Below are 24,270 nucleotides of genomic sequence, written 5' to 3'. Positions count from 1 at the left end.
CAGGAGTTTCCAATGGCGAAGAAACCCAAGGCTGCCACCTTTATCAAAGACCCGCTCTGGTACAAAGACGCGGTGATCTACCAGGTTCACGTCAAATCCTATTTCGACTCCAATAACGACGGTATTGGCGACTTCCCCGGGCTGATCGCCAAGCTCGACTACATCGCCGACCTGGGTGTGAACACCATCTGGCTGTTGCCGTTCTACCCTTCGCCACGCCGCGATGATGGCTATGACATCGCCGAATACCGTGGCGTGCACAGCGACTACGGGACCATGGCCGACGCCAAGCGCTTTATCGCCGAGGCGCACAAACGCGGGCTGCGGGTGATTACCGAATTGGTGATCAACCACACCTCTGACCAGCACGCGTGGTTCCAGCGTGCACGCAAGGCCAAGCCAGGTTCGGCCGCGCGGGACTTCTACGTGTGGTCCGACGACGACCAAAAATACGACGGCACCCGCATCATTTTCCTGGACACCGAGAAGTCCAACTGGACCTGGGACCCGGTCGCCGGCCAGTACTTCTGGCACCGTTTCTACTCCCACCAACCGGACCTCAACTTCGACAACCCGCAAGTCATGAAAGCGGTGCTGTCGGTGATGCGTTATTGGCTGGACATGGGCATCGATGGCCTGCGCCTGGACGCCATTCCCTACCTGATCGAACGCGACGGCACCAATAACGAAAACCTGCCGGAAACCCACGACGTCCTCAAGCAAATCCGCGCCGAGATCGACGCGCATTACCCGGACCGCATGCTGCTGGCCGAAGCTAACCAGTGGCCGGAAGACACGCAGCTCTACTTTGGTTTATCAAAGAAGGGCGACAAAAAGGGCGACGACGGCGATGAATGCCATATGGCCTTTCACTTCCCGTTGATGCCACGCATGTACATGGCGTTGGCCCAGGAAGATCGCTTCCCCATCACCGATATCTTGCGCCAGACCCCGGAGATCCCCGCCAATTGCCAATGGGCGATCTTCCTGCGCAACCACGATGAACTGACCCTGGAAATGGTCACTGACAAAGAGCGCGACTACCTGTGGAACTACTACGCCGCTGATCGCCGCGCGCGGATCAACCTGGGTATTCGTCGGCGCCTGGCGCCGCTGGTAGAACGTGATCGTCGCCGTGTCGAATTGCTCAACAGCCTGTTGTTGTCGATGCCCGGTACGCCGACGTTGTACTACGGCGATGAAATCGGCATGGGCGACAACATCTACCTCGGCGACCGCGATGGCGTGCGCACGCCGATGCAGTGGTCCATCGACCGCAACGGCGGCTTCTCCCGCGCCGACCCGGCCAGCCTGGTGCTGCCGCCGATCATGGACCCGCTCTACGGCTACCAGTCGGTCAACGTCGAAACCCAGGCCCAGGACCCACATTCCCTGCTGAACTGGACCCGGCGCATGCTGGCGGTGCGTAAGCAGTCCAAGGCCTTTGGCCGCGGCAGCTTGAAAATGCTCTCGCCGAGCAACCGCCGCATCCTGGCCTATACCCGTGAATTCACCGGCGAAGACGGGCGCACTGAAATCATCCTGTGCGTGGCCAACGTGTCGCGCAGTGCCCAGGCGGCCGAGCTGGACCTGTCGGCGTTCGCCGGCATGGTGCCGGTGGAGATGTTGGGCGGTAATGCCTTCCCGCCGATTGGCCAGCTGAATTTCCTGCTGACCCTGGCACCGTACGGTTTCTATTGGTTCGTACTGGCGGCGGAAAACCAGATGCCGAGCTGGCATGTGGAGCCCGCGCAGAGCATTCCGGACTTCACCACGCTGGTGTTGAAAAAACGCATGGAAGAGTTGCTTGAAGAGCCGTGCCGCACCACCCTGGAGCAGACTTCACTGCCGGTCTGGCTGCCCAAACGGCGTTGGTTCGCTGGCAAGGATGTGGCCATCGACAGTGTGCGCATTGCCTATGGCGTGCGTTTTGGTGACCCGCAACACCCGGTACTGCTGAGCGAAATCGAGGTGAGCAGCGGTGGCCAGGTCAGCCGTTATCAGTTGCCGTTCGGCTTCCTGGGTGAAGACCAGTTCACCAGCGCCTTGCCCCAGCAACTGGCGTTGGCACGTGTACGGCGGGCGCGTCAGGTCGGGTTGGTGACCGATGCGTTCAGCCTTGAGCACTTTATCCGCGCGGTGATCCACGGCTTGCAAGCCGGCACCGTACTGACTACCGGCGAAGGCGAATTGCGTTTTGAGGCCACGCCGCATCTGGCCAATTTGAACTTGAACGATGAGTCACAGGTGCGCTACCTGTCGGCCGAGCAGTCCAATAGTTCGGTGGTGGTGGGCGAAAGCCTGGTGCTCAAGCTGATCCGTAAAGTCAGCAGCGGGGTGCACCCGGAGCTGGAAATGAGCGCCTACCTGACTGCGGCCGGTTACCCGAACATTTCGCCATTGCTCGGCTCGATGATTCGTCGCGATGCCCAGGGCCAGGACAACCTGTTGATGATTGCGCAAGGTTACTTGAGCAATCAGGGCGATGCCTGGGCCTGGACGCAAAACAGCCTGGAGCGTGCCATTCGCGATGAGTTGGCCGAGGCCATCTCTGAACAGGAACAGCACTACAACGCCTTGGGCGAACTGGAAGATTTTGCCGGTTTGCTCGGCCAGCGCCTGGGCGAAATGCACGTGGTGCTGGCGGCCAAAACCGTCAATAAAGACTTCAAGCCCGAAGCCACCAGCGTCAAGGACACTCAAGCCTGGGCCAAGGATGTCGGCGCGCAGATCGACCGCGCGCTGCAGTTGCTCAAACTTCATCAAAGCCAATTGAACCCTGCCGATCAGGCGCTGGTCAGTGATTTGCTGGCGCAGAAAAAAGCCATCGGCAGTCACGTCCAGGCCTTGGCGAAAGCCACGGCAGGCGGCTTGCGAATTCGTGTCCACGGTGACTTGCACTTGGGCCAGGTGCTGGTGGTCAAGGGGGATGCCTACTTGATCGATTTTGAAGGCGAACCGGCGCGGCCGCTGCACGAACGGCGCGGCAAACACAGCCCGTATAAAGATGTGAGCGGCGTGCTGCGCTCGTTTGATTACGCCGCCGCCATGGCCCTCAATGTGCAAGGGGTGGATCACTCGCCGGAAGCGGACATTGCCCGCAAGCGCGTGACCGACCGTTACCTGCGTGAAGCGCGTGAGGCGTTTATCAAGGCTTATCATCAGGCTACGACTACACTGGCGCATGACTGGCAGGATGCCAAAGGCCAGACCGCCGCGCTGACGTTGTTCAGCCTGGAGAAGGCCGCGTACGAAGTGGCTTACGAAGCGGAAAATCGCCCGACCTGGTTGCCGGTGCCGTTGCAAGGTTTGCACGGCCTGCTCAGCGGGCTTACACCTATATCGAAAACTGCACGCGGTGGGGAGACGTCATGAGCTTTACAAATAAAGAACCGCTGCAACCGAAGTTGACGGCAATGCCGGCGCCCAAAGATATCGAGGCACTGGTACGCGCCGAGCACCATGACCCCTTCTCGATTCTGGGGCCACATGATGACGAACACGGCGGGCAGTTTATCCGCGCGTTCCTGCCAGAGGCCTTGAGTGTTCAAGTATTGGCCCGCGACAGCGGTGAACAGATCGGCAGCCTGGACGCGACCCAGGTGCCAGGCTTGTTTGTCGGGCATTTCGCCACTCGCCAAGGCTACCTGCTGAAAATCCAATGGGCCGGCGGCGAGCAAATCACCGAAGACCCTTACAGTTTCAGCCAATTGCTCTTGGGTGAAATGGACCTCTACCTGTTTGCCGAAGGCAATCACCGTGACCTGAGCAGTTGCCTGGGTGCCCAGGTGACCAGCGTGGACGGTGTGCAGGGTGTGCGTTTCTCGGTGTGGGCGCCGAATGCTCGGCGGGTGTCGGTGGTCGGCGATTTTAATATCTGGGACGGTCGCCGTCATCCGATGCGCCTGCGCCACCCGTCCGGCGTGTGGGAGATCTTTATCCCACGCCTGCAACCGGGCGCGGCGTACAAATACGAAGTTCTTGGGGCCAACGGGATTCTGCCCCTCAAGGCTGACCCGATGGCTTTGGCCACCCAGCTACCGCCCGACACCGCCTCAAAAGTCGCCGCGCCGTTGCAGGTGGACTGGCAAGACCATGAGTGGATGGCGTCGCGTGCCGACAAGCAGAAACCCACGGCGCCGCTGTCGATTTATGAACTGCACGTCGGTTCCTGGCAGTGCGAATTGGACGAGGCCGGCGAAGTTTCACGCCAGTACGGCTGGCGCGAACTCGCCGAGCGGCTGATTCCGTATGTGCAGCAACTGGGCTTCACGCATATTGAACTGATGCCGATCATGGAGCACCCGTTCGGCGGTTCCTGGGGCTATCAGGCGTTGTCGCAATTCGCCCCGAGTGCGCGCTTTGGCTCGCCCGAAGATTTCGGCTTTTTTGTCAATGCCCTGCACCAAGCCAATATCGGCGTGATCCTCGACTGGGTGCCGGCGCATTTTCCCACCGATACCCACGGCCTGGCCCAGTTCGACGGCACGGCACTGTATGAATATGCCAACCCGCTGGAAGGCTTCCACCAGGATTGGGACACGCTGATCTACAACCTGGGCCGTACCGAAGTGCACGGCTTTATGCTGGCCTCGGCGTTGCATTGGCTTAAACACTTCCATGTCGACGGTTTGCGCGTGGATGCCGTGGCCTCGATGTTGTACCGCGACTATTCGCGCAAGGCCGGCGAGTGGGTGCCCAACCGTCATGGTGGCCGCGAGAACCTGGAGGCCATCGATTTTCTGCGCCATTTGAACGACGTGGTGGCACTGGAAGCGCCGGGCGCCCTGGTGATTGCCGAAGAGTCCACCGCCTGGCCGGGCGTGAGCCAGAGCACCCAGCAAGGTGGCCTGGGCTTCAATTACAAGTGGAACATGGGCTGGATGCACGACTCGCTGCACTACATCCAGCAAGACCCGGTGTACCGCGCCCATCACCACAACGAACTGAGCTTCGGCCTGGTGTATGCCTGGTCCGAGCGCTTTATCTTGCCGATTTCCCACGATGAAGTGGTGCACGGCAAGCACTCACTGATCGACAAGATGCCCGGCGACCGCTGGCAGAAGTTCGCTAACCTGCGGGCTTATCTGAGTTTCATGTGGATGCACCCCGGCAAGAAACTGCTGTTCATGGGCTGTGAATTCGGCCAATGGCGCGAATGGAACCACGACCAGCAGCTGGACTGGTACTTGCTGCAATACCCCGAGCACCGGGGCGTGCAGAAACTGGTCGGTGACTTGAACCGCCTGTACCGAGAGGAACCGGCCCTGCATGAACAGGATGACGCCCCGCAAGGTTTCCAGTGGTTGATCGGCGATGATGCGATCAACAGCGTCTACGCCTGGCTACGCTGGAGCAAGGACGGCAAACCGGTGCTGGTCGTCGCCAACTTCACCCCGGTGCCGCGTGAGGCGTATGCGGTTGGGGTGCCGTTTGCCGGGCGCTGGAGTGAGGTGATCAACAGTGATGCCGACATGTATGCCGGTTCCAACTTCGGCAATGGCGGGGAAGTGTTCACTCAAGATGAGCCGCGCCATGGGCAGCCGGTGTCGCTGTTATTGAATCTGCCGCCCTTGGGTGTGTTGATTCTGCGGCCGGAAGCGCTTTAACGGCTCTGGCATGCCGGATTCTGTTGTCCGCGCTACTGGCAGGGTGCCACAATGGCGCCTTTGTCGCGGCAGTCGAAGCAGGCGTACTTCATGAATGGCCTAGGACGTGGGCAGGACCAGGATGGTTTTATCGAAGAGCAGGTGCGAACCGACCGTTTGCACCAGCTGTTTCGCCAATCGTTCGCGGCTATTTTTGGCAGTTACCTGGGCGCTATCATGCTCTGCTGGCTGTGTTGGGACCGTTTTGACCACCAGGTCATGTTGGTCTGGCTGGTGGTGCTGGCAGTCACGTCTCTGCTGCGCGTGAAAATGTTTACCGAGTGGTTTCGCTGCCCAGACAACGAGCGCACACCCGACCGTTGGGAGCGCCGCTATTGGGTCACGCTGATGTTGTCTGCGGGTGTCTGGGGGCTCGGCGCCTTAGCGGTCATGCCTTCCGACGATCGTGTCTCGCAGGTGCTGGTCATACTGTTTACCGTCGGCATGTCGGTCAGCGCGGTGTCCTGTTACTCGGCGTATCGCTACATGACCATGGGCTCCATGGCCCTGGTGCTGTTGCCGTGCACGCTGTGGCTGCTGTTCCAGCCGTCACCGATGCAGGTAGGGGTGGCCGTTGCGGTGCTGGTGTTTTCGACGTTCGTGGTCAGCGCCACACGCAAATTTTCCGATGCCCTGGAAAAAGCCTTTCGCCTGACTCGGCAAATGGAACGTGCCCACAATATTTCCACACGCGCCGCGCAGACCGACGAACTCACCGGGCTGATGAACCGTCGCGCGTTCTTCGAACATGCGCAACTGTTGTATGCGCAATGTCGCCATAACCAGCAGCCGCTGTGCGCACTGATGATGGACATGGATCACTTCAAGGACATCAACGACACCTACGGCCATCAGGCCGGTGACCAGGTGTTGCGTCAGATTGGCGGGGTGATCAGTGCATCGTTTCGCCAAGCCGATGTATATGGCCGGCTCGGCGGCGAGGAGTTTGCGGTGTTATTGCCCAATACCTCGCTGGAAACCGCGCGGGGCATCGCCGAGCAACTGGTCAAGGCTATCTCGGGCATGGCCGCAGAGCCGGTGCAGGGGTTGACCGCCAGCCTCGGCGTGGCCACCACGCGCAGCCTCGACCAAGACCTGCACAGCCTGATGAACACCGCCGACAAGGCGTTGTATCGCGCCAAAGCCATGGGCCGCAATCAAGTCGCGGTGGCGGAATAAGGCCTCAATCCTTGAGCATCGACTTGGCCAGTGCTCGCGCCACCTGCTCGGCGGAGTAGGGCTTGGCCAGGAACTCAAACCCCTCGTAGCCACTGTCAGCGAGTTCTTCGCTGTAGCCCGAGGTCAACACCACCGGCAGGTTAGGCCGACGTTGGCGCATGAGCTTGGCCATCGCCACGCCGGTCATGCCGGGCATCACCACATCCGAGAAAATTACGTCAAATGCCCCCACCTCCGGGCCGGCCAGCGCCAGTGCCTGTCCGGCATTGGTGGCCCAGGTGGTTTGGTAGCCCAGGTCCTGCAAGATCTGATTGGCGAAACGGCCGACTTCCAGATTGTCTTCGACGATCAGGATGTGGCACAGCGAGGTATCGTGAGCCAGGCTGCGCTCTTCCTGCTCCAGGCTGTGCGGCACAGCCGCAGGCTCAGCTTCGGGCAGGTACAGGGTAAACACGCTGCCCTGGCCAAGGTGGCTGGCCACATCGACGTTACCCCCCGACTGTTTGGCAAACCCGAACACCTGCGACAAGCCAAGGCCGGTGCCTTTGCCTACCGCCTTGGTGGTAAAGAATGGCTCGAAAATGCGCTGGACGGTGTCGCCGGCAATACCGCTGCCGGTATCGGCCAGCGCAATGGCCACACACGGCTGGAGGACTTCGGCGTCGCCCCGTATGCGTGGCAGCGCCGCTATATGGGTCACGCGCAGTGTGAGGGTGCCGCGGCCCTCCATGGCATCCCGGGCGTTGAGCGCTATGTTGATCAGCGCGGTTTCGAACTGGCTGGGGTCGACGCGCACATGGCAAGGCCGGCGCGGCAGTTCAATCTGCACATGGATACGTGCGCCCGTCACGCTTTCGAGCATCTCGCCAATGTTTCTGACCCGCAGGCACACGTCGAAGACTTCCGGGTTCAGCGGTTGGCGACGGGCGAAGGCGAGCAGCTGGCTGGTGAGCTTGCTCGCGCGTTCGACGGTGTCCGACACGGCGCCCATGTAGCGTTGGCGCCGCTCTTCGGACAAGCCCGGCTGGCGCAGGAAGTCCACCGAGGAGCGAATGATCGTTAACAGGTTGTTGAAGTCATGGGCCACGCCGCCGGTCAGTTGGCCAATGGCTTCGAGTTTTTGCGACTGGTGCAGGGCGGCCTCGGCTTGGGTCAATGCCGTGGTGCGTTCTTCTACCCGCTGTTCCAGGGTGGCGTTCAGTTCGGTAATGGCGGCAAGGCCCTCGCGTACGGCGGCGTCGGCGCGCACGCGCTCGATATGGGCCCAGGAACGCTCGGTTACTTCACCCACCAGTGCCAGGTCATAGGGCGACCAGGCGCGCGCAGATTTGTGGTGCACGGCCATCAGCGCGGTCAGGCGGCCGTCTTTTATCAGCGGGAAACACACCGTCGCCGTGGCACCCAACGCCTGGTAACTGGCGGACTCCTCGGGCGGGAATTCCTCACGGTTGTCGCGAACCACCAACGGTTCACCGGCGTGCAACTTTTTTACCGCGCGGTCGCCGAACGATGCCAGGCTGTAATGCCCAACGATACTGGGCGAGCCGGGCGCGGCCCAGTTGCCGCGAATGGTGAAGCCGTCTTCATCGGCATCCATGTCGGCGTAGGCGCAATTGGACACCGACAAGTGTTCGGCCAGCAGACGCGTGGTGGTGGTCATGATGGCTTCGGCGTCAGTGGCGTTGGCCACGGCGTTGCCGATGGCATCCAACGCGGCCAGGCGGCGCGCGAGGAACACGGTGGCGGTGGTCTCCGTGACGGTATTGAGCATGCCGACGACCGTGCCTTGAGGGTCGCGCACCGGGCTGTAGCAAAACGTGAAGTAGGCCGGTTCGGGGCCGTTACCCCGCTCAATCACCAGCGGAAAGTTTTCGATGTAGGTCGCATGCCCTTGAAAGGCTGCGTCAGCTATCGGACTGACTTCATCCCAGACCTCACGCCAGGTCTCGCTGAAAGGCCGCCCCAATGAATACGGTTTATCGCCAAGAATAGGGATAAATGCATCGTTGTAGAGCGTGATCAGGTGTGGCCCCCAAACAATAGCTTGGGGGAAGCTTGAGGCAAAGCACAACGCCACAGTGGTCTTGAGTACATCGGGCCACTGCTCCAGCGGGCCCAATGGTGTATTAGCCCAATCGTACTGGCGAACCCTCTCAGCCATCTCGCTGCTGCTTTGCAGCCAATTCATCATTGGGTGAACACCTTGTTTGCCGCGGTCTCTGGAACGTCTGAAAACATCAGCGCATCCAGCTACAGACCTGCATGAGCGCTGCCGGTTCAGCGCAATTATCCATGAGATGGCAATTTGATGCTCTATCCAAATGAATGGATGAGTGCGGTGGCGTAAACGCGGCTGCCCGGCCGTTATTGCGAACCGAAAACCCCCGTCCAATAAATTCCCGCATCACTCTTCGGGTCCATGGCATACGCCGCGCCCAACTCGCGAAATTGCGGGTTCATCAAGTTGGCACAATGGCCTGGGCTGGCGAGCCAGCCGTCCAGGACCTTGCGCGGAGTGTCGAGGCCGGCCGCAATGTTTTCGCCGATGTTTTTTGCGATATACCCGGCCAGCTCGGCACGGTCGCCGGGCGTACGGCCATCGTGGTCGAGGTGGTCGAAGAAGTTGCCGTTGGCCATGTTGCGTGTGTGGCTGTTGGCGGCACTGGCCAAGTCGTCGTTCCACGACAACGGGGTGGTCGCTGTGAACGCTTGGGTGCCACACTGGCGCGGTTGCGCGCGGGCGGCGTTGACCAGGTTGAGCAATTGCTTGCCTTCGGTCTGCCAGTCGCCCAGCCCGCTGGAAAGCAGCGGGCGTGCCAGCACGATGCGCCAGTCCTGGCCGCTGTTGCTCACACCGATATCGACAAATTGCGGGTCGAGCACCACGCGGCAGAAGCTTTCGCGCACCGCCTTCATGGCGGCCTGGGCATCCTTGGGGCCCGACAGGCTGATGGCTTGCACGTTGACCATCGGGTAGGCGGCCCGCGCCAGCGCCTGCTGCAAGTCGCCGACATTGGTGGCCGGCAACACCAGCCGCGTGTCGCTGGCCAGCGGTGGCAGTTCCTGGGAACCCTGGTTACCGCAGCGCTGCACCTGGCTGCGGTACTGATTGATCTGTTGCACCAACTGACTTTCTTCATTCGCCATCGCGCTGGCGCAGAACGCCAGACTGGCGGCCAGCGTCGTAAGACCCATCATCAATGACAGCACGCGCATGGACGTTACCCTTGAGCTTGAAAGTGCCCATGATGCGCGATGTAACCCGGTCTGGCGCAACGCCTTTTTTGTTTTTTTTGCCTCAGCGGGTGTTCTGCGGGCAGCTCACGGCGCTGTGGCGGCGCCAGGCAAAGGTGCCGGCGATGGCAATCAGTGCCAGCGCCACGGCGAAGGTTACGTGCAGGCCATTAGCCACGGTTTGCCCCGTAGCGTGGGTCACATCCGGGCTGGCCCAGGCGAATACCGCACCCAGGCCCGAGGCACCGGCAATCAGGCCGAGGTTGCGTGACAGGTTCAGCAGGCCCGCAATCGTGCCACGGCGCGACGCCTCGACATCGCCCATTACCGCGGTGTTATTGGCGGCCTGGAACAGGCTGTAGCCCATCGTCAGCAGAATCAGCGAGGCAAGGTAGGCCAACAGGCCTACGGCCAGCGCCAGCGCCAGCGCGCCGAGGGCCATGAGGCCCAGCCCCGCGAGGGTCATGCGCCGGCTGCCGAGGCGGTCGGTGAGGTGGCCCGCCGGTACGCCATTGAGGGCCGAGACACAGGGCCCGACAGCCATCGCCAGGCCCATCGCGGTTGAATCGAGCCCCAGCCCATGGGCTAGATAAAACGGCCCGACCACGAAGGTGCTCATGATCACGGCCGACACTAGGGCACTCATCGTCAAGCCGGCACGCAACGCCGGGTCTCGCAATGGCACCCAGAACGCATCGCCCGAGGCGGCCGTGGCGCGCTGCCGATCCACCGGCAAATAGTGCAGGGCGAGGGCGGCGGCCAACGCACCCAATGGCAGCCCTATCAGAAACAACGCGCGCCAGCCCCACAGGCTGAGCAGCACGCCGCCGACGCTGGGGCCCATGGCGGTGCCCACGGCTGACATGGTGCCGAGCAACCCCATCACGCGGCCGGTGCGTTGCCTGGTGACCGTGTCGCCGACCATGCCTAAGGTCATCGCCATCATGGTCGCCGCGCCCAGGCCTTGCAGGATGCGTGCGCCAATCAGCCATTCAAGCGAGGGCGCGAGGCCGCACAGCGCGCAGGCCATGGCGAACAGCAACAAGCCGGCGAGTAACAAGCGACGGCGCCCGAGGCGATCGCCCAGTCTGCCTGCACTGACAATCACCGCCGTAATCGCCAACAGGTAGGCCAGCACCACCCATTGCACGGCGTGAAACGACGCATCAAACACCTGCGCCAGGCGCGGCAGGCCGACATTGGCGATGCTGGTGCCCAGGGAGGCCAGCAACATGGACAGCGACAGGCTGACGAGACTGCCTCTTGGAGACGTGTGCATAGGGCAATTCCTTGAATGAACGTAGCTGTCGCAAATCTACGTCGTCGCCTAACATGGCGGAAGGCGCAGGGTTTGCAGCCTATACGTGCATCAAACGCCTTGTGAGGATTGCCATGCCCGATCTCAACCTGCTGATCACCCTGGATGTGTTGCTCACCGAAGGCAGCGTGGCGCGCGCGGCCCAGCGCCTGCGCCTAAGCCCGTCGGCCATGAGCCGGGCGCTCGCACGTTTACGCCAAACCACCGGCGACCCGTTGCTGGTGCGCGCAGGTCGCGGCCTGGTGCCGACGCCGCGTGCGCTCGAGCTGCGTGAGCAGGTGAGCCGACTGGTGCAGGAGGCGCAGGCGGTGCTGCGGCCCGCGCAAACCCTGGACATGGGCCACGTGGTGCGCACGTTCACGTTGCGCGCCAGCGAGGAGTTTGTCGAAAACCTCGGCCCGGCGTTGCTGGCGCGCATCGCCCAGGAGGCCCCAGGTGTGCGCTTGCATTTCGTCAACAAGACCGACAAAGACTCTGCGCTGCTGCGCGAAGGCAGTGTCGACCTGGTGATCGGTGTGGTCGACGCCGCAGCCAGCCCTGAGGTACTGACCCAGGCGTTGTTTCGCGATCGGCTGGTCGGCGTGGTGCGCAGTGGTCATCCGCTGAGCCACGGCGACGTCAGCGCCGAGCGTTATGCCCAGGGCCGGCACGTTTACGTATCACGGCGCGGGCTCGACCGTGGCCAGGTCGACGATGCCCTGCAAGCCCAGGGCCTCAGCCGTGATATCAGCACCATAGTCGCCGGTTTTGCCACCGCGATTGCCCTGGCCCGCGACACTGACCTGATCGCCAGCGTGCCCGAACGCTACACCGCCAACCAACGCGAGGGGCTGTACAGTTTCGCACTGCCGGTATCGATACCGGCGTTCACCGTGGCCATGCTCTGGCACCCACGCCTGGATGCCGACCTGGCCCATCGTTGGTTGCGCGGCTGTTTACGCGAGGTGTGCGGGCCATGAACCGGCGGCAACAGGTACAATCGCCGCTGCCTTGACGCGAAACCCCAGGAATTTGCATGTACAGCCTTACCCGCTACACCACGCCGTGCCCCGAGCCGATCAATGCCCAGATCCTGCAGATGGTGGTGGATAACCTCACCGACATCAGCAGTGTTGCGCTGGCGCCGAGTAACGTGCTCTACAACATCTATCAGTACGCAGTCGGCTTTGAGGTGCACCTGTATCTGGAGGCACTGAACGGTTCGAAGGGCATTGCCGTTGAGTTGGTTGTGGCGATGGACGAGGAGCAGCTGGTGGGCTTTTGCCTGTATCTGCCCGTCAAAGATGACCCGCAAGCCTGTGGTATCGCGTTTATGGCGGTGCAGGCCGGTATGCGCCGCCAGGGTGTGGCACGCGCGATGATGCAGGACGTGCTGGCGCGCTATCCCCACGCCGAGTTGGCGTGTGCCGTGGAAAAGGTCCCGGCCTTTGAGGCCATGGGCTTTCAAGTGCGTGGCGCGCGCGGCACGCAGGTACTGATGAACACTCGCGACCATGGCACTGACGGCTTGATGGGCGTGCTGGACGTGGCGGCTATTTATAGTTCGCTTGAGGTGCGGCAGATTCACACGTACCTGCTGCAAAAGCACGGCAAGCGCGCGATGGTCGATGCCGAGAAACAGCGCGATCGGCATCTTGACCAGTTGGTGCGCAAGGTTCAGCGGTTTGTGAATGAACACCTGTCTTAAAAAAGGTCACCTGTGGCGAGGGAGCTTGCTCCCTCGCCACAGGTGACGGTGTTCTGGGCTTAAGCCTTATGGCTTGGCCAGGTTCCAGTTACCGCTAACGCCGTCACCGGTGATGTCGCCCGGTTTGCTGTCTTTGGCGAAGGTAAACACCCGTCGCGCCGCTTTATTCCTCCCGCGTGAACAATTATTTAACCGCGCCCGCGAGTCACCATCGCCAGGATCGTCGCCAGCAGCTCCTGCTGCGCCTCATCGCGGCTGATCTCGCCACTGGCTGCGGCCTGGGACAAGGCCTCCGCCGCGCCGAGCATCGCGCGCAGCCCCGCCTGCGACACCGTGGCGCCAGGCGCAAACGGCGCCAGGGCGTCGCGGCACTTGTCGAGGAAGATCGCCTCGTATTTACGCTTGAGGGTTTCCAGCTCCGGCGAACTGCTCAGCGCCGCGATCACCCCCGGAATTTCCCGACCTTGCAGCAACACACAATCGACATAACACGCGGCGATCACCTGGGCGCGCTCAGCCAGCGTGGCGCTGCTGGTGTCGAGGGCCTCGGCAAACACCTGGTTCTGGCGCCCGTCGAAGTCTTCATAGAGCGCGGCGAGCAAGCCTGCGCGGGTGACGAAATGGTCGTAGACCACCGGTTTGGTAACGCCCGCCAGTTCGGCCAGGCGGCCCAGGGTCAACGCTTCGGTGCCTTCCTCGCGCACCAGTTGCCAGGCCACCTCGAGCAATTGACGAAGGCGATCTTCGCGCGCAAGGCGCCGGCGCGGGGCAGGGGATTCAGTGCTTGACATGCTTATATACCAAAAGTAACTTAATGGGGGTAACTTACCAAAAGTAGTTTAGGCTCAGCCTAAACCGAAAGGGAGTCCATGTCATGCACGCGCTCATCGTTGTTGCTCATCACGACCCGCAATCCCTCACCCATAACCTCGCCACGCAAGTGGCGGCAGGGCTGACCGCAGCCGGCCACACCTTCGAGATCGCCGACCTTGCCGCCGAAGGTTTCGACCCGCGTTACACCGCCGCTGACCACCGTGTACACCGCAGCCGCGCCGCACCGCCCGCCGACATCCTCGCCGAGCAAGCGCGTATCGACCGCGCCGACGCCTTGGTCATCGCGTTCCCGATTTACTGGTGGTCGCTGCCGGCCTTGCTCAAAGGCTGGGTTGATCGCGTATTCGTCAACGGCTGGGCCATCGACTACGGCCCTGACAGGCCGGTGGTGAAGAAGCTGCGCCACTTGCACGTGCACCTGCTTGCGCTCGGTGCGGCGGATGAAAGTGCGTTTGATCGCCACGGCTATGCCACGGCGATGCGCACGCAAATTGACTACGGGATTTTTGATTATTGCGGCGCGCAGGTGGTGACGTCCGAGTTGCTGTTGGAGTCGGAGTCCGGCACCGCCGAGGCGCATTTGCGCACCGCCGCGTCGTTGGGCCAACAGGTATTCGCGCAGTTACCGGCGCGTGAAAAAGCCTAGAGGATGTGCTGCTCCAGGCTGCTCGCAATCAACATCGACAGGTGTGCGACCGCCGCGTCGGGGTGCTGCCGGTTGCGGTGCAGTTCATAGCCCAGCCGCGGCACCGACGGCAGCTCATCCAGCACGCGCAGCGTGGCCGGCAAGCCTATCGCCGTGCGTAGCGTCACACCCAGCCCGGCCTCGACGGCGGCCCAGATGCCACCGACACTCGGGCTGGTCAGCGCAATGCGCCAGGCAATGGCTGCGCCGTCCAGTGCCTCAGTCGCGGCGCTGCGCAGTACGCACGGTGCCTCGAACATCACCAGTGGCAGCGGCGCGCCCTCGGTGCGCGGCGATATCGCTGTGTCGCGCGGGCCGATCCAGTGCATCGGCGTCTGGCCCAACGGCGTGACGTAGGGTGAAGGGTGGCCGGTGGCCCACGTCAGCGCCAGGTCAAGGCCATCACTGTCGATCAGCGCAAGCAGTTCGGCATTGCGCGCGATCCGCACTTCCAGGCTGATCAGCGGGTACTGCTGGGCAAACCGCCGCAAGGTGGTGCTGAGTACGTGCTCGCTGAAATCCTCTTGCACGCCAAGGCGCAGGGTGCCCGCCGTGCGCGTCTGGTTAAGCGCGCTGAAAATACTGTCATTGAGTTCCAGCAACCTCCGCGCGTGGCTGAGCACGGCTTCGCCAACTGGGGTCAGCGCCAGGCCGCGCCCGGCTTTACTCAGGACGGGCGTGCCGACCTGATCTTCGAGCTTTTTCAATTGCGCGCTGACCGCCGAGGTGGAGCGCCCCAGCCGATCCGCTGCTTTGGCAAAACTGTTGAGGTCCACGCCGAGGACGAAGGTGCGCAATACATCAAGATCGAAGGTCGGAAGGCGCATGTACTGTCCACAAAATCAGGATGGTTGGTCGTGTTTAATCTGATATTCGCAATGATCCTGGCTTGCTAACTTTCGCCCGTCAACTCAATTGTCGGAGCGTTACCCATGAGTATTCCCACGGGCGAGTTTGCCCGCAAATTTGCCCAACTGACCCGCGACGTGCTGTTTGCCGATGTCTGGGCGCGCGATCAGCTGTCGCCTCGAGAACGCAGCCTGGTCACCGTTGCCGCCTTGATAGCGTTGTGCCGGCTGGAGCAACTGCCCGTGCATTTGCAACGCGCCCGGCAGAATGGCGTGAGCGTGGATGAGCTGGGGGAGGTCATGACCCACTTGGCGTTTTATGCCGGTTGGCCCGCTGCAGCATCGGCCATCAACCTGCTCGACACGCCAGGGAGTGATTGAACATGCCTTACGCCAGAATCTCCCTGCACCGCGGCAAATCACCTGAGTACTTGCAGGCGCTTTCCCAAGGGCTGCATGACGCGCTGGTCGAGACCTTCGCGATTCCTGTCGCCGACCGTTTCCATGTTATCCATCAGCACGAAATCGGCGAGTTGATCACCGCCCCGGATTACCTCGGCGGCCCACGCAGTACGGACTACGTGCTGATTGCGATCACCGCTGGCAAGCCCCGTGACACGGCCACCAAACGGCGCTTCTATCAGGCTTTGGTGCAGCGCTTGCACACGGCCATAGGGCTCGACCCCGAGGATGTCATGGTCGTTATCAGCACGATGGCAGCAGAGGATTGGTCGTTTGCGGGGGGCAGGGGCAACGCGTAGCGGCGGACGTCAGCCTTCGCGAAACAAATCGTGGGCGTCCAGCAACCGGTAGGCAATCTCCGGGCGCTTCTCCATGCCGCGACGAATCGCTGCTGGAATCGACTGCCGGGTCTTGCGGCACATGCCCGGCAGGTCGTCGATGACGATCTGAATGCCGCGCATGCTCTTGACCTCGGTATGCCCCGGCGCGACATGCACGCGGATGCCCAATTGCTGGTACATCAACTGCTGCATGCGCTCCAGGTCTTGCAGGCTCTGGAGGTCTTCGAGGCGTTCGAGCAGCTTTTTCTCTTCCTGGCGTGTCAGGTTGAGAATGCGCAGGTCGGCGCCGGGCGCCTGCAGCAGTTGTTCACGCTCGCAGACACAGGCGCCGGGTGGGCAGGGTTGGCGAATTGTCATGTGCATTCCCTCCCCAGTGCGGCGCGGCTGCTTCAGTAGCTCAGCGCGACCCCAAGACTGCCCAAGGCCTTCCAGTACTCAGGGTAGGTCTTGGCCACGCAATCGGGGTCTTGAATGCGAATACCCGACACCTTCAGCCCAGCCAGTGCAAAGCACATCGCGATGCGGTGGTCGGCGTGGGTGTCGATCAGTGCGTTGCACGATGTACCGACCAGGGTAGGGTCGCTGGCAACCAGCAAGTCGTCACCTTCGATGGTCGCCAAGCCCGGGCGAATTTCGTTGAGGCCGTCATGCAGCGCCTGCACCCGATCGCATTCCTTTACGCGCAGGTTGGCCAGCTCGGTGAAGCGCACCGGGGTGTTATTGAAGGCTGCCAGCACCGCCAGGGTCGGGATCGCGTCCTGCATTTGCGAACCGACCACCGTGGCCTGCATGTTCGGGAACTGGGCGATTACGGCCTGGGCCTTGGCGTCCGGTTGGGTGAAATCCTGTGCCGCCACGCCGATGTCGATGCGCCCACCGGTCAACACTTCAGCGGCCCACAAATAGGTGGCCGCGGACGCGTCGGGTTCGATCAGGTAGTCGTGCGCGGTGTAGCCGGTCGGGGCGACGCGCCAGGTGGTGTCGTCGACCACCTCGACCTGCGCGCCGAAGGCCCGCATGCAGTCCAGGGTCAGGTCCACATAACCACGCGCGCCAATGTCTTTGCCGGTCAACGCCACTTCAATCGGCGCCTCGCCGCAGGCGGCGAGCATCAGCAGGGCCGACACGTACTGGCTGGACAAACCGCCATCGATTTCAAAGCGCTTGGCCTGCACCTTGCCGACACCGTGCACGGTCACCGGTGGGCAACCGGTGGGGCTGTCGACGCGGATGCCGTTTTGGCCAAGGGTGGCCAGCAGCGGGCCGATCGGGCGTTTTTGCATGTAGTCGTCGCCGTCCAGCACCACCGTGCCTTCGACCGTCGCCACGGCGGCGGTGAGAAAACGCATCGCGGTGCCGGCGTTGCCGAGGAACAGTGGTTGCGCAGGCAATTGCAGCTTGCCGGAGCCGGTCACGACGAACGTGGTGTCGTCCGGCTCATCAATGGTCACGCCCATCTGGCGCAGGGCCACCGACATGTGGCGGGTGTCATCGCTTTTCAGCGCGCCGCTCAAGCGGCTGGTGCCCTTGGCCAGGGCTGCCAGCAACAGGGCACGGTTGGTAATGGATTTGGAGCCGGGGGGCGCGACCTTGCCGTTCAGGGGGAAATTGGGCGGTGTAACGGTCACGGTTTTCTGCGAACTCAAGGTACAAGGCTCCTGATCAAGGCAAGGTGGTGTGGAGTGGCCGACGGGCGGACCCGAATAATCAGCCAAACACGCCATCTTTGTCGAGCAGGGATCGTTTTACGGCGCGTATTTGCGGCGTGATCGGCGTGTGGACACTGCTTGTAGCTGTATCGCCCTCTACCGGGTAGGACAAACAACTCTTCCCATGCAGGACAACAGCCTTTACTCCGCGAAACGTGACCGACGTACGAACTTTCCGAGAGAAGCAGCGGCTGGACAATAACGCCCGGCGAGGTAAGTTCGAAGCACGCCCCAAGACGGTGCGTATTCAATCAAGGAGTGAATGAAATGAACAAACCTCAGACTCAACTCAGACATGGCCGTGTGGTGACGCCCGCCAGCCGTGGCTCGGTAGCCGTGGAACGCGGGTTGCTGGGCAACTGGCAAGTCAATGAAATGGAAGGCGGCAAGAACTTCCCGGCACTCACTGAGGGGCCGTTTCCAGCCCCGTATCAAACCGACAGCCCAAGCGTCGCGCCACCTGCCGACGGGCACATCTTGAGCGGCGGCAAAACCGATGACCGTGACTGCCTCAACTTCACCGACGAGGAACTGAGCAAAAAGCTCAACGCGCCGTTTAACTGGCCGTTGCTGAATGTCGAGGCCGGCCAGGTGTTCAAGGTGCAATGGGAATACACCGCCGCCCACGTCACCCGTGGCTATCGCTGGCTGATCACCAAGGATGGCTGGGACCCCAAGCAGCGCATCAGTCGCGCCCAATTGGAGGCCAAGCCGTTCTTTGAAGACTTTTACACCCAGGTGCCGTACTACCAGCACGCTGATGAAATGAAGGCCAAGGTCGAGCACCAAGTGACGCTGCCCAAGGGCAAGAAAGGTCGCCACGTGGTGGTGCTGATGTGGATCGTGGCCAATACCGGCAACGCGTTCTATCAGGCGTTTGACCTGGACTTCAAGTAAGCACTGTTAACGCTGGGCCAACCAGTAATCATGTAGCGCCCGCGCAGCCGGTTCGATTGCGCTGACCCGCTGTTGATGGGCGTCTACATCCAGGTCCGCCGGCAACTCGAAGTTGTCCTGCTCGGCGCACCACGAGATTTTCTCCAGTTGCCCGGCCTGTTCGGCGGGCAATTCGGGCCAGTTACCGATAGCGGCGCCACGGATATAACCAAAGCACCATTCCTCCGCCAGGGTCACCACCTGGCCCTGATGCTCGGTGTCATCAAAGCGGGCCTTGAAGCCCTGCGCATCGGTCGCCAACTGCGCGGCCAGCGTATTCATATGGCGTACACACAGTTCCAGGAAACGTTGGGCCTCATCCGCGCTTTCCCAGTCCGGGTTCTGCCCGCCCCAAATGGCCGGGAACCACTCACCGACTTCCACTTGTGCCGGGCTTGAAACCAGTGCGGTGAAGTAGCCGTCGAGTTCGGCCAGGTTCAGCACCGAATGATCGTCGCCGTACTTGAGCAAGGTGTCTTCGATGAACTCGAAATCGGCGGCGTTGAGAGGTTGGGCGTGCATGGCATTTCCTTTGAGCGTCGAGCGCCGCGGATGGGGCGGCTTAAAGCGCAAAGGATGGCGCTTAGGCTGGGTTTTTTCCAGCGTTTTCCCAGCGCACAAGCAGTTTGCTCACGCACATCGAACCGACCACCGCCAGGATGATCGGCACCAGAAAGTCATGGTCGATGCGGGTAAATTCCGCCACCAGCACAATTGCCGTCAGCGGCATGCTCATGCTGGCCGCCAGGAACGCCGCCGCGCCGATGATTGCAAAGGCGCCCAGCGGCACGCCGGGCCACGCCAGGCTCCAGGCGCCGCCGAGGATGATCGCCAGCAACGCGCCATTGGCCAGGGCCGGGGTCAGCAACCCACCCTCGGCGCCGGCGCGCAGGCTGCTGGCCGTGACCAGCACTTTGACCAGCAGCAGAATGGCGGCCAGGCTGATCGTCAGCTCATTGTCGAAACCCAATTGCGCCGGGCCCTTGCCGTTGCCGAGGATCTGCGGCAGCAGCATCGCCAGCCCACCGATGAGGGTGAAGTTGATCAACGACAGCACCGGCAAACGCCAGCCACGCGCCGCATTGGCCCTGGCGGCGCCGGTAAAGCGGCTGAAACCGTAGGCTGCCACGCCAAACACCGGGCCGCAGACCACCGCCCACGCGATCAATGCCGGGCTCAGCACAAAATGCGGCACCGCGTATTGCGCCTCTGCGCCCAGGCCAATCCACGCCACCGCCGCCCCAATCGCCGAGGTTGCCAATGCAATCACCGCCGCTGGCCAGCTGAAGGCACCCACCAATACTTCCAGCACAAACACCGCGCCACCCAATGGCACGTTGTACACCGCCGCCAACCCGGCGCCCGCACCGCAAGCCACGATCAATCGGTGCATGTGCGGTGCCAGTCGTGCGCGCTGGGATAACCAGGTCGCCACCACCGCGCCGACTTCACGTGGCGCCACTTCACGGCCCAGCGGCGAGCCGAGGGCCACGGTAATGATCTGGAGCAGGGCGTGGGCGAGGGTGGTCTTGGGCGGCATGATCGGCATCTTTTCCGATACGGCTTGTTTGATGCTCACCAGCGGGCGGCCGTAGCGATAAATCGTCCACCAGCCCACGCCGGCGACCAGGCCGCAAACCACCAGCACCAGCAGGCGGCGCTCCGGCGCGGCGGCGGTCACGCCCCATAAAAAGGTTTCATGGCTGACCAGGCTGTCGAGGCTGTAACCGTACGCCAGGTGTTGAATGCCATGCAGCAGCAACGCCAGGAGCATCCCGCCAATGCCCGCGCCAATACCGGTCAGCACGACCACCAAGGCCAGAATCAACGATGAACGAAACGTGGACGGCATACACGGCTCCAGGCAAGGGCCCTGATTGTATAGCCGATAACGCACGCCTTCGGGGTGAAATGTATCGGCACTGCATGAAGCGCGCACCCACAACATTTCATTACGTTTGCCAGTCCCGTTTTTGGCCGATGCGCCGTCATGCTCCCTTGTTATAGTTCGGGCCTTATCACTCGCCAGTCAGGGATCACTGTCATGTCCGAATACCACGCTTTCGTCGTCGAACTCACCGGCAACGTTGCCCATGTGCAGATCAACCGCCCGGAAAAGATCAACGCGATGAACGCGGCGTTCTGGACCGAAATCATCGACATCTTCCAATGGGTCGAAGACACCGACGCGGTGCGCGCCGTAGTGCTCAGCGGCGCCGGCAAACATTTCTCTTCCGGCATCGACCTGATGATGCTGGCCTCGGTGGCCAACGAATTCGGCAAGGACGTCGGCCGCAACGCGCGCCTGCTGCGGCGCAAAATCCTCGAGCTGCAGGCCTCGTTCAATGCCGTCGATACCTGCCGCAAACCCGTGCTGGTGGCGATTCACGGCTACTGCATCGGCGGCGCCATTGACCTGATCAGTGCCTGTGACATGCGTTACGCCGCGCAAGACGCGCAATTCTCTATCAAGGAAATCGACATCGGCATGGCCGCTGACGTCGGCACCTTGCAGCGCCTGCCGCGCATCGTTGGCGACGGCATGCTGCGTGAGCTGGCCTATACCGGCCGCCAATTTGGCGCCGAGGAAGCGCGCAGCATCGGCCTGGTCAATCGTGTGTATGCAGACTATGCAAGCCTGTTGGCCGGCGTCATGGAAATCGCCGAGCAAATCGCCGCCAAGTCGCCGATTGCCGTGACCGGCACCAAGGCCATGATCAGCTACATGCGTGACCACACGGTCAATGATGGTCTGGAATACGTTGCCACCTGGAACTCGGCTATGTTGCAATCCAACGACCTGCGCGTGGCCATCGCGGCCCATATGAGCAAGCAGAAACCCGAATTCGTGGATTGACTGACATGACCCCAGGCTGGATTACCACAACGCTGCTGGACAACGACGCCCCCGGCGGCTGGGCCGTCGCCCGCAGCCGCGAAGGCTTTTTGCATGACATCAACGGCCCGCTGTTCCCGCGCGAATGGCTCAAGCGCCAAGACCTGTCGGTGTTCGCCGAGCACGGCATCGGCCACCTCGACGGCGAGCCGGTGTACCTGCTGGAGCTGAACGCGGCGAGTGAAGTGCCCGGCTGCAGTTGGCAGGGCCTGCGTGGCTTCATGCTGCAAGGCGACCACACACTGTACAAAGTGCTCGGCTACGCCGCGCAGATCGGCACCTGGGCACGCGAGCACCGGTTTTGCGGCAGTTGCGGCCAGGCCATGGTTCAGGTGCCTCGCGAGCGGGCGATGTATTGCCAGGCCTGTGACCTGCGCAGCTACCCACGCATTTCGCCGAGCATGATTGTGCTGGTGACGCGTGGCGACGAGATCCTGCTGGCACGCTCGCCGCGTTTCGTCACGGGCGTCTACAGCACCTTGGCCGGCTTTGCCGAGCCGGGTGAGTCGGCCGAAGACTGCCTGATCCGCGAAGTGCGCGAAGAGGTGCAGGTGGAGGTCAAGAACATCCAGTACATGGGCAGCCAATGCTGGCCGTTCCCGCATTCGATGATGCTCGGCTTTCATGCCGAATACGCCGGTGGCGACATCGTGCCGCAGGCCGATGAGATCGAAGACGCGCAGTGGTTCAATATCCACGACCTGCCGCCGTTGCCGGCGTCACGCTCGATTGCGCGTTACCTGATCGACCTCTACCTGGCCCGCCGCTTAGGCCACGCTGAACCAGTGCTGCCAGGCTAGGCGCACGGTCAGGCCGAGGACCACGGTGATAAACACCGGGCGAATGAATTTGGCGCCGCCGCTGATCGCGCTGCGTGCGCCAAAGAACGCGCCACACATCACCGAGAAACCCATCGCCAGGCCGACGATCCAGTCCACCGAACCGTTGAAGATAAACACCGACAGCGCCGCCGCGTTGCTGACGAAGTTCATGCTGCGCGCCACGCCGCTGGCTTTGACCAGGTCGATGGGGTGCAGCAGCATCGTGCTCACGGTCCAGAACGCGCCGGTGCCGGGGCCGGCCACGCCGTCGTAGAAGCCCAGGCCGAAGCCTTGGGTGGATTGCCATTTCTTCTTGATCGGTGCGTCGGCGTCCAGCGGCGCCTTGGGCGTACCGCCGAACAGCAGGTACACACCGCAGCCGAAGACGATCACCGGGAGCATTTTGTTCAGGGTTTCGGCGGGCAGGTAATGGGCGACCACGGCGCCGGCGAGGGCGCCGATCAGGGTGCCGACGATGGCGTGCACCCATTGGCGCGGGTGGAACAGCTTGCGCCGGTAGAAGGTGAAGCTGGCGGTGGCGGAGCCGAAGGTGGAGCTGAGTTTGTTGGTGCCCAGTACCAGGTGCGGTGGCATGCCGGCGGTGAGCAGGGCCGGGGTGGTGAGCAGGCCGCCGCCGCCGGCGATGGCGTCGATGAAACCGGCGATGAAGGCCACGACGGCCAGGATGGCGAGGGTGGTGAGGTCTACGCTGAGTTCGAAGGGCATGGGCAGGGCTTATTATTGGCAGGGCGCAGCGAAGTGGCTGCGCCTAAGGGCGGTATGTTACCTCTGGCTTTGGGTGTATATCCATTTTTGTGGTAACGGCTTCGTATGGTTCCGCCCTTACGGCGGGTCACTTTTGGAAAAGAGCCCCAAAAGTAACCAAAAGGGCTCTTGCCCCACCACTCGGCACCTCGCTTAGGCTCGGTGTGCCCTCACGCAGGCTTTGGAGCGGGGGCCGCCGCGATGGGCCATCCTTGGCCCAGCGCGGCTAAACCGGCGTCCTGCCGGTTTACCCCCGCTCCAAAGCCTGCGTTCGGCCAGCGTGGTTTAACGGGGCGCCTAAGATCAAAATCAAGATCAAGATCTACAGCACGGCGGCCTGGTAGCCGACCTGAGTGGTTGAAGCAAAAGCAAAGCCAAGGCGGCCTGGCAGCTGACCTCGGTTAAATGTGGGATAGGGCTTGCTCCCGATGGCGGTGTGTCAGTTTATGCATTGGTGAATGGCCCACCGCATTCGCGAGCAAGCCCGCTCCCACATTTTGAGCTCAGTACATCAGGTAGATGTGTGTACTCGGTCAAAGGTGGGAGCTGGCTTGTCGGACCGCCGAACCGCTGCGAAGGCATCAACTGTGTCTCACTGATGTACCGAGGTGTCTGCATCGCAGGCAAGCCAGCTCCCACAGAAAATCAGCTCTGCTTCTGATCTGTTTTTGCTGTGCTGTTGCCTTGCTTTTGCTTCAACCACTCAGGTCGGCTACTAGGCCGCCGTGCTCTTGCTTTTGATCTTGATCTGACAGGCCCCGTTAACCACGATGGCCGAACGCAGGCTTGAATCCGTGGGTAACCCGGCAGGACGCCGGGTTAGCCGCGCTGGGCCAAGGATGGCCCATCGCGGCGGCCCACGGATTCAAGCCGGAGTGAGGGCATGCCGAGCCTAAGCGAGGCACCG

At 62.1% G+C, this 24,270-nt stretch carries 22 protein-coding genes; 11 read left to right on the top strand and 11 right to left on the bottom strand.

The features are described from left to right. The first annotated feature begins 12 nt into the window (after window positions 1-12). Genes treS through ACA065_RS16760 form a run of 3 tightly spaced genes read left to right on the top strand, consistent with a single transcriptional unit; the run spans window position 13 to window position 6,827 of the window. Window positions 13-3,375, top strand: a complete 3,363-nt coding sequence (gene treS, locus ACA065_RS16770) for a maltose alpha-D-glucosyltransferase (protein ID WP_497690648.1) — start codon at window positions 13-15, stop codon at window positions 3,373-3,375. Beyond that, window positions 3,372-5,609: a 1,4-alpha-glucan branching protein GlgB gene (glgB, locus tag ACA065_RS16765; protein WP_497690647.1), complete on the top strand. Its 2,238-nt coding sequence runs from the start codon at window positions 3,372-3,374 to the stop codon at window positions 5,607-5,609. Before treS ends, glgB begins: the two co-directional genes overlap by 4 nt. Before the next feature lie 51 nt (window positions 5,610-5,660). Further along, window positions 5,661-6,827: a GGDEF domain-containing protein gene (locus ACA065_RS16760; RefSeq protein WP_497690646.1), complete on the top strand. Its 1,167-nt coding sequence runs from the start codon at window positions 5,661-5,663 to the stop codon at window positions 6,825-6,827. A 4-nt stretch (window positions 6,828-6,831) separates the two neighbouring features. Here ACA065_RS16760 and ACA065_RS16755 read toward each other — a convergent pair whose 3' ends face one another. The 3 genes from ACA065_RS16755 to ACA065_RS16745 all read right to left on the bottom strand — a co-directional run bounded on the left by ACA065_RS16755 (window position 6,832) and on the right by ACA065_RS16745 (window position 11,340). Further along, window positions 6,832-9,018: a GAF domain-containing protein gene (locus tag ACA065_RS16755; RefSeq protein ID WP_497690645.1), complete on the bottom strand. Its 2,187-nt coding sequence runs from the start codon at window positions 9,016-9,018 to the stop codon at window positions 6,832-6,834. Window positions 9,019-9,191: 173 nt separating this feature from the next. Continuing rightward, window positions 9,192-10,043: a CAP domain-containing protein gene (locus ACA065_RS16750; RefSeq protein ID WP_497690644.1), complete on the bottom strand. Its 852-nt coding sequence runs from the start codon at window positions 10,041-10,043 to the stop codon at window positions 9,192-9,194. A gap of 82 nt (window positions 10,044-10,125) precedes the next feature. Continuing rightward, window positions 10,126-11,340 (bottom strand): MFS transporter, encoded by a 1,215-nt coding sequence (locus ACA065_RS16745; protein WP_497690643.1) that lies wholly within the window; start codon window positions 11,338-11,340, stop codon window positions 10,126-10,128. A 113-nt stretch (window positions 11,341-11,453) separates the two neighbouring features. Here ACA065_RS16745 and ACA065_RS16740 point away from each other — a divergent pair, with 113 nt between their 5' ends. Both ACA065_RS16740 and ACA065_RS16735 read left to right on the top strand, forming a co-directional pair. Beyond that, a complete protein-coding gene (locus ACA065_RS16740; protein ID WP_497690642.1) occupies window positions 11,454-12,338 on the top strand; it encodes a LysR family transcriptional regulator in 885 nt (294 codons plus the stop codon). Between the two features lie 56 nt (window positions 12,339-12,394). After that, entirely contained in the window at window positions 12,395-13,066 is a 672-nt protein-coding gene (locus ACA065_RS16735; protein ID WP_497690641.1) for a GNAT family N-acetyltransferase, read from the top strand. 66 nt (window positions 13,067-13,132) lie between these two features. On the opposite strand, the gene ACA065_RS16730 is transcribed toward ACA065_RS16735, so the two are convergent. After that, the gene (locus ACA065_RS16730) at window positions 13,133-13,216 is read right to left on the bottom strand and encodes a hypothetical protein (RefSeq protein ID WP_497695363.1); all 84 of its coding nucleotides are present in this window, start codon (window positions 13,214-13,216) and stop codon (window positions 13,133-13,135) included. Window positions 13,217-13,254: 38 nt separating this feature from the next. Next, window positions 13,255-13,857, bottom strand: a complete 603-nt coding sequence (locus ACA065_RS16725) for a TetR/AcrR family transcriptional regulator (protein WP_497690640.1) — start codon at window positions 13,855-13,857, stop codon at window positions 13,255-13,257. Window positions 13,858-13,940: 83 nt separating this feature from the next. Between ACA065_RS16725 and ACA065_RS16720 the strand changes: the two genes are divergently transcribed. After that, window positions 13,941-14,546 (top strand): NAD(P)H-dependent oxidoreductase, encoded by a 606-nt coding sequence (locus ACA065_RS16720; protein WP_497690639.1) that lies wholly within the window; start codon window positions 13,941-13,943, stop codon window positions 14,544-14,546. Here the strand turns inward: ACA065_RS16720 and ACA065_RS16715 are convergent. Next, window positions 14,543-15,412: a LysR substrate-binding domain-containing protein gene (locus ACA065_RS16715; RefSeq protein WP_497690638.1), complete on the bottom strand. Its 870-nt coding sequence runs from the start codon at window positions 15,410-15,412 to the stop codon at window positions 14,543-14,545. The two genes, ACA065_RS16720 and ACA065_RS16715, sit on opposite strands and share 4 nt — an antisense overlap. A gap of 105 nt (window positions 15,413-15,517) precedes the next feature. On the opposite strand from ACA065_RS16715, the gene ACA065_RS16710 reads away from it, so the two are divergent. Together ACA065_RS16710 and ACA065_RS16705 are read left to right on the top strand one after the other, a co-directional pair. Further along, window positions 15,518-15,814: a carboxymuconolactone decarboxylase family protein gene (locus ACA065_RS16710; protein WP_497690637.1), complete on the top strand. Its 297-nt coding sequence runs from the start codon at window positions 15,518-15,520 to the stop codon at window positions 15,812-15,814. 2 nt (window positions 15,815-15,816) lie between these two features. After that, complete coding sequence (locus ACA065_RS16705; RefSeq protein WP_497690636.1) at window positions 15,817-16,194, top strand: tautomerase family protein; 378 nt, start codon at window positions 15,817-15,819, stop codon at window positions 16,192-16,194. Window positions 16,195-16,203: 9 nt separating this feature from the next. Here ACA065_RS16705 and ACA065_RS16700 read toward each other — a convergent pair whose 3' ends face one another. Both ACA065_RS16700 and aroA read right to left on the bottom strand, forming a co-directional pair. Continuing rightward, window positions 16,204-16,593: a hypothetical protein gene (locus tag ACA065_RS16700; RefSeq protein WP_497690635.1), complete on the bottom strand. Its 390-nt coding sequence runs from the start codon at window positions 16,591-16,593 to the stop codon at window positions 16,204-16,206. A 32-nt stretch (window positions 16,594-16,625) separates the two neighbouring features. Continuing rightward, a complete protein-coding gene (gene aroA, locus ACA065_RS16695) occupies window positions 16,626-17,882 on the bottom strand; it encodes a 3-phosphoshikimate 1-carboxyvinyltransferase (RefSeq protein ID WP_497690634.1) in 1,257 nt (418 codons plus the stop codon). 330 nt (window positions 17,883-18,212) lie between these two features. Between aroA and ACA065_RS16690 the strand changes: the two genes are divergently transcribed. After that, window positions 18,213-18,842 (top strand): lytic polysaccharide monooxygenase auxiliary activity family 9 protein, encoded by a 630-nt coding sequence (locus ACA065_RS16690; RefSeq protein ID WP_497690633.1) that lies wholly within the window; start codon window positions 18,213-18,215, stop codon window positions 18,840-18,842. A gap of 6 nt (window positions 18,843-18,848) precedes the next feature. On the opposite strand, the gene ACA065_RS16685 is transcribed toward ACA065_RS16690, so the two are convergent. Together ACA065_RS16685 and ACA065_RS16680 are read right to left on the bottom strand one after the other, a co-directional pair. Then, the gene (locus tag ACA065_RS16685; RefSeq protein WP_497690632.1) at window positions 18,849-19,403 is read right to left on the bottom strand and encodes a UPF0149 family protein; all 555 of its coding nucleotides are present in this window, start codon (window positions 19,401-19,403) and stop codon (window positions 18,849-18,851) included. A 61-nt stretch (window positions 19,404-19,464) separates the two neighbouring features. After that, window positions 19,465-20,733, bottom strand: a complete 1,269-nt coding sequence (locus ACA065_RS16680; RefSeq protein ID WP_497690631.1) for a chloride channel protein — start codon at window positions 20,731-20,733, stop codon at window positions 19,465-19,467. Between the two features lie 192 nt (window positions 20,734-20,925). Here ACA065_RS16680 and ACA065_RS16675 point away from each other — a divergent pair, with 192 nt between their 5' ends. Then, complete coding sequence (locus ACA065_RS16675; RefSeq protein WP_497690630.1) at window positions 20,926-21,738, top strand: crotonase/enoyl-CoA hydratase family protein; 813 nt, start codon at window positions 20,926-20,928, stop codon at window positions 21,736-21,738. 5 nt (window positions 21,739-21,743) lie between these two features. Further along, window positions 21,744-22,577, top strand: coding sequence for an NAD(+) diphosphatase (gene nudC, locus ACA065_RS16670; RefSeq protein ID WP_497690629.1), 834 nt, complete (start codon window positions 21,744-21,746; stop codon window positions 22,575-22,577). On the opposite strand, the gene ACA065_RS16665 is transcribed toward nudC, so the two are convergent. Then, window positions 22,545-23,324 carry a TSUP family transporter gene (locus tag ACA065_RS16665; protein WP_497690628.1) on the bottom strand — a complete coding sequence of 260 codons (780 nt, stop codon included), beginning with the start codon at window positions 23,322-23,324 and terminating at the stop codon, window positions 22,545-22,547. The two genes, nudC and ACA065_RS16665, sit on opposite strands and share 33 nt — an antisense overlap. Window positions 23,325-24,270 lie beyond the last annotated feature (946 nt).

Source organism: Pseudomonas sp. LBUM1640, assembly GCF_059716225.1.
Note: the sequence above shows the minus strand (reverse complement) of the source record. Positions and strands in the feature narration are given on the sequence as shown.